We start from the raw sequence: 12,408 nt of genomic DNA on the forward strand, positions 1-12,408 counted from the left end.
ACATGCGTGCTTTTTACTGCGAACGACGAGGGGCAAAAGGCTTGAGCGGAATAAAAAAAGCCGCCAAGACGCGGCTTTTTTCATGCACGCTTACCGGCTGAGCGGCTGTTCCTCCAGCTTCCGGTAGATTTTCCCCTTGTCCACATAGGACTGGCGGATGCGGCGCATCTCGCGGAAGTCGTCTTCTGTCAGTTCCCGCTTTACCTTGGCGGGAGAGCCCACCACCAGGCAGCGGGGTGGCACCTTCATCCCCGGCGGAACCAGCGCACCGGCGGCCACCATCGCTTCTTCGCCCACTTCCGCGCCGTCCATGACGATCGCGCCCATGCCGATGAGGGCCCCGCGGCGAACGATGCAGCTGTGCAGCACAACGTTGTGGCCGACTGTCACTTCGTCTTCCAGGATGAGCGGCTTGCCGGGGCTTTGATGCAAGGTGCTGTTGTCCTGGACGCTCACCCTGCGGCCAATGACGGTGGGCGCGATATCGCCGCGGATGACGGTGTTGTACCAGATCGAGGTGTCTTCGCCGATGGTCACATCGCCGGAGATGACGACCCCGCGGGCGATGAATGCGGATTCGTGAATCCGGGGAACGCTATTTTCAAATGGAAGCAGCAGCATGAAAAATCCCTCCTGTCAGTGAGATAACGGGCAGCCGGTCTGCGGCGGACGGGGATGGGCGAGAGAAAATCGGCCGGTCATTGGATCAAAGTCCACAATAATTCCGTTCAGCATGTCTTTTTCTTCTTCGCGGTAAAAACAGACGTATGCCACTCACGTCGATCGATTTGTCCATGCGGCTCGCCTCCGTGATGGCAATGCTGTACGCTAAACTGCCGCAGCCCGATGTGGTTGCAATGATTTTGATGCCCAGACGGTCGGCGTCCTGCTCTTGTGCGATCAACGCGGACAGACGAGCGGCAGCGGCCGGAGTAATGGTGATCACGCTCAGCCCTCCTTTGTCCCTCATTGTACTACAGGCGGGTCCTGTTAACAATTTGCCATGCTTGCCAGATGATTCTCGTTGACTGAACATCCGCCATGTGCTAAATTATATGGTACTGATTCGGTATAGCAAGGAATGTGGGTAGTCGCTGCCGCGGCCGTTCTCGGTCGGCGGTAGAGGAAAGTCCAGGCTCGCCCAGGCTGAGATGCCTGGAGTGTTCGTACCTGGTGCAAACCAGGGCAGTGAGGCTTCGGCTTCGCTGACGGCGCGGAAAGGGTTCTCCCTGAGACCCGAGTACGCTGAAAGTGCCACAGAAACGGAGCTTCCCTGGCGACAGGGGAGATGGAACGCGGTAAACCCTGCGAGCGAGAAACCCAAATTTGGTAGGGGAACCGTCCCGAAGGAAATGAACGGAGGGACGGATGGCGGCTGTAAGCTGCCATAGATAGATGACTACCGCTCTTGGTGCGAGGGGAAAAAGCCCCGCTTGCAGCACGGGAGACACAGAACCTGGCTTACAGCATTCCTTGCTATCACGACGTACGCAAAACCGTCTGGTCACCAGACGGTTTTTTTATTGCCTGCTTCTCCCGACGCAAGCGAGGGATGTCCTCAAAGAAACCTTCAACTCGCTCCCCAAATCCGAATGTTTGCCAACTCCTTCGAGCATATCGTCAATACATACTCCCGCCTTTCAGGCACCCGAACGAAGCAAGCGAACAGCCTGTCGTGACGGCTCACGCCGGAAAAACAGGCGGTTAATCGGGCGTACTAGCACAAGCCCTCTTCCATAGGTTTTAGGAGGAGGTGATTTCTTGGATCACGAACGCTTTTTCCGAAACATGATCGAACAGGCGGAACAGGTCTGGAGCAGGGTGATGTCTTCTCCGCGTCGCAAGGTCATCTACACGGTCAACGGCGTCGACTACACCCCCTTGCCGGATCGGTTTAACACTCGACGCAAAATAGCCCGGTATTTTCGTCGATATTGGGGGAAGCGGCTGACACGGGTGATGGTGTGCAATCTGAACCTGCGCCTCGTCAAAGGTAAACTGTGCGTGCCGGCAGGGGACGTGCCGTTGTTCCCCACCATGGTCCAATCGCTGCGCATCGTACGAAATCGCCCCAATCAAAAAGTGGTCCGGGCCGTGCTCACCGGAGGCGCCACCCGCGTTTGCATTGATTACCGCTTTGTCCGCACAGGGCCGTCCAGTCCCTTTTCCATCGCCAAACGCACAGCCCGACAGTTTGATATCCGATACCGTTCCTGTTCGGCGAAGCCAGCGGCAGCTGCCGAACCGTTCATCATTCCCGCCGCAAAGCCGACCGCCCAACCGGCCGCGAAGCGGAACGCCGTCAGGAAAAAAAGAAAGCTCCTCAAGACCCCGTAAGTGGGGTCGAGGAGCTTTTTTCGTCAGGAACGGATCGTGACGTGATACGCCCGCAACCACACATCCATCTGTGCCAGGTAGGCAAACAGTTGGGGCGTGCTCATCAACTGGCCGAAAAACGGGACGTCCGTCGCTTTCGCATCTGTCATGGCCAGGCGTCTGATCGCTGCCGTGTCGATCAGCTGATGCAGGGGAGAGGAGGGATCGTTTAGAATCTCCAGAAGCCAGGTGCGGGTCGCTTCCGTGTACGCAGGATTATGCGTTTTCGGGTAGGGGCTTTTTTTGCGGTACAGGACGTCGTCCGGCACGATGCCCTCCAGTGCCTTGCGCAGAATGCCCTTTTCGCGGCCGCCCCACATTTTTAGCGACCAGGGGATGTTCCAGACGTATTCCACCAGCCGGTGGTCACAAAACGGCACACGTGCTTCCAGGCTGGCCGCCATGCTCATTCGGTCCTTGCGATCCAGCAGCGTGTTCATAAACCAGGTGAGGTTTAAGTAAAACATTTCCCGGCGGCGTGCTTCCAGCGGACTTTCGCCGGGCAGATGCGGCACCTCGTCAAGCGTCTCCTCATACCGCTGCGCTGCGTATTCCACCGGTTTCACCCACTCCCGCAGATCGGGCGAAAGCCAGGCGGCCCGCTGTTCGATGGCCTGTGACCAAGGGAACGTGCGGGAGTGGAGCAGATCCTCGCGGTGGAACCAGGGGTAGCCGCCAAAGATTTCGTCTGCGCACTCCCCGGAGAGGACCACCGTCGTTTCCTTTTTGATCTCGCGGCAAAACAGGTAAAGAGACGCGTCGACGTCAGCCATGCCGGGCAAGTCGCGAGCGTACGCGGCGGTGCGCAGGGCATCCACCAGTTCGGGCGTGTCAATCTCGATGGCGTGGTGAATGGTCCCAAAGAAGCGGGAAACCTTCTGCACGTACGGGGCGTCGGCATTGGGCTGAAAGGCGTTTGCCTGGAAGTGGCGGTCGTTGTCCACATAGTCGATGGAATAGGTGTGGAGCGGGCCCCGTCCGTCGCGCCGGAAGGTCTCGGCCGCGATCGCGGTGATGGCGCTGGAGTCCAGCCCGCCGGAGAGCAGCGTGGCGACCGGGACGTCCGCGACCAGCTGCCGCTGAATTGAATCGATCAAGAGCGTCCGTACGGTTTGGACGGTTCGGTCCGCGTCGTCGGTGTGGGGGCGGCTTTCCACTTGCCAGTACCGCTTGATGGTGAAGCGCTCGCGGGTGACCGTCAGGTGGCAGCCGGGGCGTAGTTCAAAGACGTCGTGAAAAACGCCGTGTCCAGGTGTCCGGGCCGGACCGAGAGCAAAAATTTCCGCGATCCCTTCCCGGGACAAGACCGGCTCTACATCCGGATGGGCCAACAGCGCCTTCAGCTCTGACCCAAACAGAAACGAACTGCCCCGTCTGGCGTAAAAGAGCGGCTTTACCCCCAGACGGTCGCGGGCAAGAAACAGGGTTTGCTCCCGTTCGTTCCAGACCGCAAAGGCAAAGATGCCGTTCAACCTGTGGACACACTCGCTGCCCCATTCGATGTAGGAAGCGAGCAGCACTTCCGTGTCCGAGTGAGAGTGGAACGTATGGCCCTTTTCCACTAGAATCTGGCGAAGATCGTCCGTGTTGTACAGCTCTCCGTTGTATATCAAGGTATAGGCGTGTCCGCCCCGGTAGCGCGTCATCGGTTGACGGCCGCCCGCAGGGTCGACGACGCACAGCCGTCGGTGTCCAAATGCGACCCGCGGCGACAGCCAGTATCCCTCGTCGTCAGGTCCCCGGCTGGTCAGCGTCTGTGTCATGGTTTCAATCGTGGCTCTCTCCCGGGAAAGGTCTTTTTCCCAGTCAACCCATCCAGCAATTCCGCACATAATCGGTCACCCTTCCGCATGAAGCGTTGCACATCCAGCCTATGCAGGGCGCCCAGCCAAGTTGTCTGTCCAGCAGGGAAAGCAAAAGCGAAAGCGGAATTGTTAACAGATGGAGAGAGTTGCGGAGGGATGGCGCAGTGGAACAGTTGACGCTGTTGTTGATTGAGCGGATGGGGATATTGCTTACGCTCGCCTTTATTCTGACGCGCATCCCGCTGTTTCGCCAGCTGCTGGACCGGGACGTTCACCTCGGGACGTCGATTGCGTATTCGCTGTTGTTTGGCCTGTTCGGAATGGCCGGCACCTATGCGGGCGTGGTGGTGCGGGAGGAGGTGTACCACCCCGCTTTCTGGATCTTTTCCCTGCAGTCCGATGAAGCGATCGCCAACTCCACCCTGGTAGGCGTGGTGATCGGCGGGCTGTTGGGCGGGCCATTGGTGGGACTGGGAGCGGGTTTGATCGCCGGAGCTCATCTCTACAGCCTGGGTGGATTTGCCGCCTGGCCGGCGGGACTATCCGTGCCGATCACCGGTCTCTTCGCCGGTTACGTGGCGCGCTTTTTTTCCCAGGAGCGGGTAATCTCTCCCGCCAAAGCGCTGTTTATCGGCATGTTCGCCCCCATCATCCAAATGTCGCTGCTGCTGATTTTCGCACATCCTCCCGAGCTGGTTCGGACTGTCGTCAATCTGATCGGCATTCCCATGGTGTTGACCAACAGCATCTCCATCGCCATCTTTACCACGATGATTCACGTCGCCCTGAAAGAGGAGGAGCGCTCCGCCGCGACGGAAGCGGAACGGGCCTTTACCATTGCCGAGCGGATTCTGCCGCATCTCAAGCAGGGCCTGACGCCGCAGACGTCTCAAGCCGCCGCCCAACTGCTGCTGCGGGAGACGAAGGCGGCTGCTGTGGCGGTCACCGACCGGGAGCGCCTGCTCGCCCACGTCGGTGCCGGAGCGGATCACCACCTGCCCGGCGAGCCGATCGGGAGCGATCTGGACCGGCGGGCGATGTTCAGCGGCGGCATCGAGACGGGACTTACCCGTGAGAGCGTCTCCTGTGGGCAAAAGCACTGTCCGCTGCAAGCGGCAGTGGTGGTGCCGATCCGGGAAGGGGACAGCGTGGTCGGATTGATCAAGCTGTATTTTCGCCGTCCCCAACAGATCGGCAAGGTGCAGGAAGCACTGGCCAAAGGACTGGGCAACCTGCTGTCCAATCAGCTGACGCTGACCCTGGCTGAGAAAATGAAAGGGCTGATGAAGGATGCGGAGCTCAGGATGCTGCAGGCGCAAATTCAGCCGCATTTCCTGTTCAACACACTCAATTCCATCGTCACCCTGATTCGGATCAATCCCGATCTGGCGCGGCACATGACGATCCAGCTCGGCGTGTTCATGCGCCTCAACCTGAAGCTGACGGCGAGCCCGCTGGTCACCGTCGGACAGGAACTGAATCACTTGAACGCATATCTGGAGATCATCAACATTCGCTTTGCGGAACAGTTTGTCGTCCGCTGTGAGGCGGACGACGGAGTCGAAGAAGCGCTGATCCCGCCGGGAACGCTGCAAACGCTCGTGGAGAACAGCATTCACCACGGCCTGCGGGGCAAGACCAGCGGCGGGGAGATCGAGGTGCGTGTAAAGCAGGACGGACGACGGGTGGCCGTGGTCATCGAGGACAACGGTGCGGGCATCCCCGCGGACATCCTGGACAAGCTGGGCGCGATGCCGCTGGAGAGCCGCGACGGAAACGGGATCGGCGTCTACAACGTCAACCAGCGGCTGGTCAGCCTGCTCGGCCAATCAGCCCGTCTGCGTTTTGCCAACAAACCGGAGGGGGGCAGCCGGATCACCTTTTTCATACCTCACAGAGGAGGAGAGGATGCCTAGATGGTCATTCGTGTCATGATAGCCGAAGACGAACACCTGGCTCGGGAAGAGCTGACCTACCTGCTTCAGCAGGAAAGCGACGTAGAACTCCTGCCCTGTGCCTCCAATGGCAGGGAACTGTTGCGCCTGGTGGAAGAGCACGACCCGGACGTGGTGTTTCTGGACATCAAAATGCCGGAACTGGAGGGGGATCAGGCAGCCCGCATGCTGGCGGCGCGCAAGGATCGCCCGCTGCTGGTCTTTTCGACCGCCCACGAGGACTACGCGGTGGAAGCGTTCAAGCTGAATGCCGTCGATTACCTGCTGAAGCCGACGGAACCCCAACGTCTGCGGGAAACACTGCAGCGCGTGCGCAAGCGGCTCGCGGAGACATCCGGGCCGCAGGCGGGAAAAGTCTCCAAGCTGATTGTGGAAGAGAGCAGCCGGCTGGTGGTGATCGATCCGGCCGCGATCATGTACGCCGTTCGGGACGATCGGGTAGTGCGCATCTGCACGGAGACAGAGGTGTACACCACCCGGATGACCTTGCAGCAGTTGGAGGAAAAGCTGCAAGCCCATTCCTTTTTCCGCACGCACAAGAGCTACCTGGTCAACCTGCAGTACGTCAGCGAGCTGGAGCCATGGTTCAACGGGGCGTACAACCTGATATTGAAAGGACCGAAAAAAGTGCGCGTACCCGTCTCCCGCACGGCGGCAAAAGACCTGCTGAAACGCTTGGAAGGGTAAAGGTTGCCTGCGCTGATTCCTCGTTTTGTGCATGTGGCGCACGAGATTGTGCAAGATACGCAAAAATATACGCAATATTGATATTTTTTTGTAAACTGTAAAAAACTAAAGGAAGCGCTTACAATCCAGTAGGCGCCACATTTGCAAGAGGGGGAGTTCCAATGGGAAATACGAGCCCGGCGGTCCAAGGAAAGTCGAAGCCGCAGTCGATTGACTACACGGCCGTAAGCCGTTCCGCCGCCTTCAAGGAACTGCTGAGGCGAAAAAAAGCTTTCATTCTGCCTTATTCCATTTTTTTCTTCGTGTTCTATTTCACCCTCCCAATCATGACCTCTTACTTTGAAGTCCTGAACCGTCCCGCTATCGGGGTGATCACCTGGGCATGGGTATTTGCTTTTGCCCAGTTCATCATGACCTGGACGCTCTGTATCATCTACACCAAGCGTTCGGAAGAGTTTGACCGGATGGTGGAACAGATCAAACAGGAGACGGGAGGGAAACAGGTATGAACGTAACCGCGTTTTTGCTGTTTCTGGCCATTGTCATCTTGACGCTCATCATCACCTACTACGCTTCCAAGCGAACCAATACGACCAGCGAATTTTACACCGCCGGGGGCGGCCTGACCGGATGGCAGAACGGCCTGGCGATCGCCGGCGACTACATGTCGGCAGCTTCGTTCCTCGGCATCGCCGGGATGATCGCGCTGTCCGGCTTCGACGGCTTTTTCTACAGCATCGGGTTTCTCGTCGCGTACCTGGTCGTGCTGTACCTGGTGGCCGAACCGCTGCGAAATCTGGGCAAGTACACGATGGCGGACATGATTGCGGCGCGCTTCAACAACAAGCAGATTCGCGGCGTGGCAGCGCTCAACTCCGTCGCCATCTCCATTTTTTACATGATCGCGCAGTTGGTGGGGGCCGGCGCGCTGATCAAACTTTTGCTCGGGCTGGAATACACCACGTCCGTGCTGATCGTCGGCGCCTTGATGACGGTGTACGTGGTCTTCGGCGGGATGACCGCCACTTCCTGGGTGCAGATCGTCAAGGCGGTGCTGTTGATGGCCGGCACGTTCATCATCTCACTGATGGTGTTTGCCAAATTTGGCTTCAGCTTTACGGCCATGTTTGAACACATGCAGACGGCAACGCCGCTGGGCGAGAAGTTTCTCCATCCCGGCAACAAGTTCAAGGACGGGCTGGACACGATCTCGCTCAACCTGGCGCTGGTGCTGGGCACGGCCGGCCTGCCGCACATCCTGATTCGCTTCTTTACCGTGAAGGATGCGCCGACCGCCCGAAAGTCGGTAGTGTACGCCACCTGGATCATCGGCATTTTCTACGTCATGACCATTTTCCTGGGCTTTGGTGCGGCTGCGTTCGTCGGGCAGGACAACATGGACCCGGCGGGCAACATGGGCGCTCCGCTGCTGGCGCAGTACCTCGGGGGGAACTTCCTGTTCGCGTTTGTCTCCGCCGTCGCCTTCGCCACGATCCTGGCTGTGGTGGCGGGGCTGGTCCTGTCGGCTGCGTCCGCCTTTGCGCACGATTTTTACAGCCACGTGATCCGGCAGGGCAAAGCGTCGGAGCGCGAGCAGATGTTGGCGGCCAAGTGGGCGTCGGTCGGCGTGGCTGTCATCTCCATCCTGCTTGCCTTGTTCGCGCAAAAGCTGAACGTCGCCTTTCTCGTGGCGCTCGCGTTTGCGGTGGCAGCCAGCGCCAACCTGCCGGTGATCATCTTCACCATTTACTGGCGCCGCTTTAACACGACGGGAGCGGTGACCGGCATGCTGGTGGGGCTGTTCAGCTCCCTGATCCTGGTCGCCCTCAGCCCGAACGTCTGGCATCCGGAGCCGGGCAAGGCGATTCTCGTCGGCGAAGCGCTCTTCCCGCTCAGCAATCCGGGCATCGTCTCCATCCCGCTGGGCTTTTTGGCCGCATGGATCGGCACGTACTTTTCCTCCTCGCGGGACGACGCCAAATTTGAAGAAATTCTGGTCAAGGCCAATACGGGCATGAAGGAAACGGCATAGCCCGCGGATAAGTATACAGGAAACTGGAGATGCTGGGGTGTACGCCCCGGCTTCTTTGCCATTCAGGCGGAAGTGGAGGCTGGCATGTCTGCGGTGATTTTCTTTTGCAGCGTCATTATCGGCACGCTGTTCATCACGTATTCGGCAGCCAGGCGGGCGGTCAACCCGCGTGAGTTCTACGCTGCGGGCAACCGTCTGACCGGTTTGCAGAACGGCGTAGCCATCGCGGGAGACTACATGAGCGCTGCGTCTTTCCTCGGCATTGCGGGTACGATCGCCCTGTACGGATTTGACGGCTTTCTCTACGCGATCGGATTTTTCGTCTCCTATCTGGTGATGCTGTCTTTGATCGCGGAACCGCTGCACAACCTGGGGCGATACACCCTGGCCGACGCGATCGCCGTTCGCTTTGACAGCAAAGGGCTGCGCGGGGTGATCGCCTGCACGACACTGCTGATCACGATTTTTTACATGATCGCTCAACTGGTGGGGGCGGGAGCGCTGATCCACCACCTGTTTGACATCGAGTACAAGACCGCGGTGATGGTGGTGGGCAGCCTGATGACGATCTACGTCGTCTTTGGCGGGATGGAGGCCACCTCCTGGGTGCAGATTATCAAGGCCATTCTGCTCCTGACGGGGACCTGCATCGTTTCCATGATCGTGCTGGCCCGCTTTGACTGGAGCCTGGCAGCGCTGTTTGATTACGTCAGCACGGCTACTCCGCTCGGGGAGCGGTACCTCTATCCGGGCAACCAGTACGTCAAGCCGCTGGACATCCTTTCGCTGCATCTGGCGCTGATCCTGGGCACGGCCGGCCTGCCGCACATCATCGCCCGGCTGTTTACGGTGAAGGACGCAGTCACCACGCGCAAGTCGATCATCACGGCCACCTGGATCATGGGGGCGTTTTACCTGATGACCATTCTGCTGGGATTCGGCGCGTGCGCGTTTATCGGCTGGCAGACCCTGAATCAGGCCGGGTTTGGGGGAAATCTGACGGTGACGCTGCTGGCTGATGCGCTGGGGGGCGAATTCCTGATGGCCTACATCTCGGCCGTCGCCTTCGCCACGATACTGGCAGTCGTGACCGGATTGGTGCTCGCCGCGTCTTCCGCGTTCGCCCACGACGTCTACAGCCACATCGTCCGCAGCGGGCAGGCTTCCGAACGGGAGCAGGTGCTGGTCGCCAAGGCGTCGTCCGTCGCTGTCGGCTTCGTCTCCATCTGGCTGGCGATCGGTGCGGAGAAGATGAACGTGGCGATTCTCGTGGCGCTCACTTTTGCTGTGGCGGCTTCGGCCAACCTGCCGATGATCCTGTTTACCTTGTACTGGAGGCGGTTTACGGTGCAGGGAGCGATCGCCGGAGTCATCACCGGTGTTGTGGCTTCGCTCCTGCTCGTCAGTCTCGGCCCGTCGGTAATGCATCCCGAGCACGGCATGATTCTGGCCGAACCGCTGTTTCCCCTGGCCAATCCGGGCCTGGTCTCGATTCCGCTCGGGTTCCTCGGCGCGATGCTGGGCACTTGGTTGAGCCGACCGTCGCCGGGGGCGTCGGAGCGGTACGATCGGGTGCTGGTGCAGGCGTATACCGGCATCCGCCCGCCCGCCGACCGGTACAGGCGCACGCCAAACGCATAGAGCGGCCGCAGTCGGCGTATCAGGACGGGCCGCTTTCACGCACAACGGAAGTTGTCCTTCATATTCAACAACAAAACCACCCCTCAACGTATTCGACTTGAGGGGTGGTTTCTCAATATTTGTTCTGAAGTGCTCACTCAAGTGCCTGGAAGATTGAAGATTACCCAACCTGCCATAAGCGTAATCAACAAACAAACCAGAATCACAAGAGTGGTTACTTTCGGTTTCTTCATTAAACTTCGAATTGCCGTAACCAAACCAGTCATCAGCTCTATCGGAAACAATATGACCTCTTTTAGGATTTTCAGGACTTTCCTGCCAACCATAACACATTACTCCCAGTGATCATCAGACATCAAAGTATACCAGTTCACCATTAGCCAATTTTTCCCTCCAAATATTTTCCTGCAATTGGGATAAACTGTTGCGGACAGGCTTCCGAACGGGAGGTTCTGGCCAATCGCAGCGGGACGCTTTCGGAGCAGTGTCTCCAATCCGGCCTGTGAATCGCGGAAAAGGATCCTGGATACCACATGCCACAGGGAGGGAGTTGCGTGTACGTCGGGTGTCACGTCAGCATTCGCGGCGGGTATCTGGCCGCAGCAAAGACGGCTTTGGCGCTGGGAGCCGACGCGTTCCAATACTTTCCCAAAAACCCGCGCAGTCTGACGCTCAAAGCGTTCGACCCGAAGGATGCAGAGGCATGCCGCGCCTTTTGCCGAGAGCAGGGGATCGTCTCCATCGCCCACACGTCCTATCCTGTCAATCTTGCCGCAGCGCCGGGCGCATTGTATGAAGCGATTGCTGATTCACTGCGAAACGACCTGGAAATCGCCGAATCATGCGGTTCCATCGGGGTGGTCGTCCACTTCGGCCAATACAAGGGGGCGGATGTGCTGGAAGGGTACCGTTTGATGATCCGGATGGTAAACGACATTCTGGACGGCTGGAGCGGTGCGGCGAAGCTGCTGATCGAAAACAACGCGGGCCAGGGCAGCCGCATGGGGACAACGCTGGAAGAACTGACCCAGGTGCGGCAGCTGCTGAATCATCCGGAAAAGGTGGGCTTCTGCTTCGACACGTGCCACGCCTTTGCCAGCGGGCTGTGGACGGGAGACGACTGGGAGCAGGTGGCCGACCGCATGCGGAATCTCGGGTATCTGGGCGCGCTGGCCGCTGTTCACCTCAACGATTCGGTGTATCCGGCCGTCTCCTTTCGCGACAGGCACGCGCCGATCGGGCGTGGTGCGATCGGCAGGGAAGCGTTCGTCTCGCTGCTGCGGACACCAGAACTGCGGGGAATTCCGGTCGTGCTGGAAACGCCCCGTCCGCCCGGCGGGGACCACCGGGAGGAAATTGCCCTGGTGCGACAGCTGGCCGGGCCGTGACAGGCTGACCGGTCGTATGGTAGAGTGTGAGAGTAAACCGTACAGTGCGCTGTCAGCGAGGAGGAGTCTGTGTGAAACGAAGAGTCAAGGTTACCATCGAGGATTTTGCTCCGCTCCGGGAAAACCTGAACAATCCGGAAGAGCTGGCCTTGTATGAGGCGGCAAACGGACATACATACGATGCGGAAATCGAGCATGACGGCTATGCCGTGATCGACCTGCCCGACGGGGACTACATCGAACTGGCTCCCGGCGAGTATCAGATCATGATCGAGGAATGGACGAAAGCGGGGACGATTGGCGCACTGACGCTGGAGACCAAGTCGGACCCGGCAGACGACAAGGCGCTGTTGTACCGTCTCGTCGACGCGTCCGGCGCCGAAACAGAGCCGCCGCGCTCCCTGTCCAAGCAGGTGGTGGAACTGCTCGGCAAGACGTGGTTTGGGAAAAAGTAGCACCTGTTCACCATTGAAAAGAAAAGCCGACGTCCTGTCACAACAGGAACGTCGGCTTTTTTGACGGGT

General features: G+C 59.0%; 11 protein-coding genes and 1 other RNA gene. 9 read left to right on the forward strand and 3 right to left on the reverse strand.

Going from position 1 to position 12,408, the window contains the following annotated elements; translation table 11 throughout:
• Positions 1-90 precede the first annotated feature (90 nt).
• Together ETC00_RS13005 and ETC00_RS13010 are read right to left on the reverse strand one after the other, a co-directional pair.
• Complete coding sequence (locus ETC00_RS13005; RefSeq protein ID WP_171566515.1) at positions 91-621, reverse strand: gamma carbonic anhydrase; 531 nt, start codon at positions 619-621, stop codon at positions 91-93.
• Positions 622-706: 85 nt separating this feature from the next.
• Positions 707-946 (reverse strand): hypothetical protein, encoded by a 240-nt coding sequence (locus tag ETC00_RS13010; RefSeq protein WP_253264296.1) that lies wholly within the window; start codon positions 944-946, stop codon positions 707-709.
• 133 nt (positions 947-1,079) lie between these two features.
• On the opposite strand from ETC00_RS13010, the gene rnpB reads away from it, so the two are divergent.
• Together rnpB and ETC00_RS13020 are read left to right on the forward strand one after the other, a co-directional pair.
• Positions 1,080-1,469: RNase P RNA component class B (gene rnpB / locus ETC00_RS13015), an RNA gene on the forward strand.
• Between the two features lie 292 nt (positions 1,470-1,761).
• A complete protein-coding gene (locus tag ETC00_RS13020) occupies positions 1,762-2,337 on the forward strand; it encodes a DL-endopeptidase inhibitor IseA family protein (protein ID WP_230076798.1) in 576 nt (191 codons plus the stop codon).
• A 23-nt stretch (positions 2,338-2,360) separates the two neighbouring features.
• Here ETC00_RS13020 and asnB read toward each other — a convergent pair whose 3' ends face one another.
• Positions 2,361-4,208, reverse strand: a complete 1,848-nt coding sequence (gene asnB, locus ETC00_RS13025) for an asparagine synthase (glutamine-hydrolyzing) (RefSeq protein WP_171566516.1) — start codon at positions 4,206-4,208, stop codon at positions 2,361-2,363.
• 137 nt (positions 4,209-4,345) lie between these two features.
• Between asnB and ETC00_RS13030 the strand changes: the two genes are divergently transcribed.
• From ETC00_RS13030 to ETC00_RS13060, 7 genes are all read left to right on the forward strand, one after another.
• Positions 4,346-6,097 (forward strand): LytS/YhcK type 5TM receptor domain-containing protein, encoded by a 1,752-nt coding sequence (locus ETC00_RS13030; protein ID WP_171566517.1) that lies wholly within the window; start codon positions 4,346-4,348, stop codon positions 6,095-6,097.
• Positions 6,098-6,823, forward strand: coding sequence for a LytR/AlgR family response regulator transcription factor (locus ETC00_RS13035; protein ID WP_171566518.1), 726 nt, complete (start codon positions 6,098-6,100; stop codon positions 6,821-6,823).
• A 161-nt stretch (positions 6,824-6,984) separates the two neighbouring features.
• Entirely contained in the window at positions 6,985-7,332 is a 348-nt protein-coding gene (locus ETC00_RS13040; RefSeq protein ID WP_171566519.1) for a DUF485 domain-containing protein, read from the forward strand.
• The gene (locus ETC00_RS13045; protein WP_171566520.1) at positions 7,329-8,855 is read left to right on the forward strand and encodes a solute symporter family protein; all 1,527 of its coding nucleotides are present in this window, start codon (positions 7,329-7,331) and stop codon (positions 8,853-8,855) included. The genes ETC00_RS13040 and ETC00_RS13045 overlap by 4 nt, the downstream gene beginning before the upstream one ends.
• Before the next feature lie 84 nt (positions 8,856-8,939).
• Positions 8,940-10,496: a solute symporter family protein gene (locus ETC00_RS13050; protein WP_171566521.1), complete on the forward strand. Its 1,557-nt coding sequence runs from the start codon at positions 8,940-8,942 to the stop codon at positions 10,494-10,496.
• A gap of 554 nt (positions 10,497-11,050) precedes the next feature.
• Positions 11,051-11,884, forward strand: a complete 834-nt coding sequence (locus ETC00_RS13055) for a deoxyribonuclease IV (protein WP_171566522.1) — start codon at positions 11,051-11,053, stop codon at positions 11,882-11,884.
• Positions 11,885-11,955: 71 nt separating this feature from the next.
• Positions 11,956-12,339, forward strand: coding sequence for a hypothetical protein (locus tag ETC00_RS13060; protein WP_171566523.1), 384 nt, complete (start codon positions 11,956-11,958; stop codon positions 12,337-12,339).
• The last annotated feature ends 69 nt before the right edge of the window (positions 12,340-12,408 follow it).

The organism is Brevibacillus sp. MCWH, assembly GCF_013096935.1.
Taxonomy (GTDB): Bacteria; Bacillota; Bacilli; order Brevibacillales; family Brevibacillaceae; genus Brevibacillus; species Brevibacillus aydinogluensis.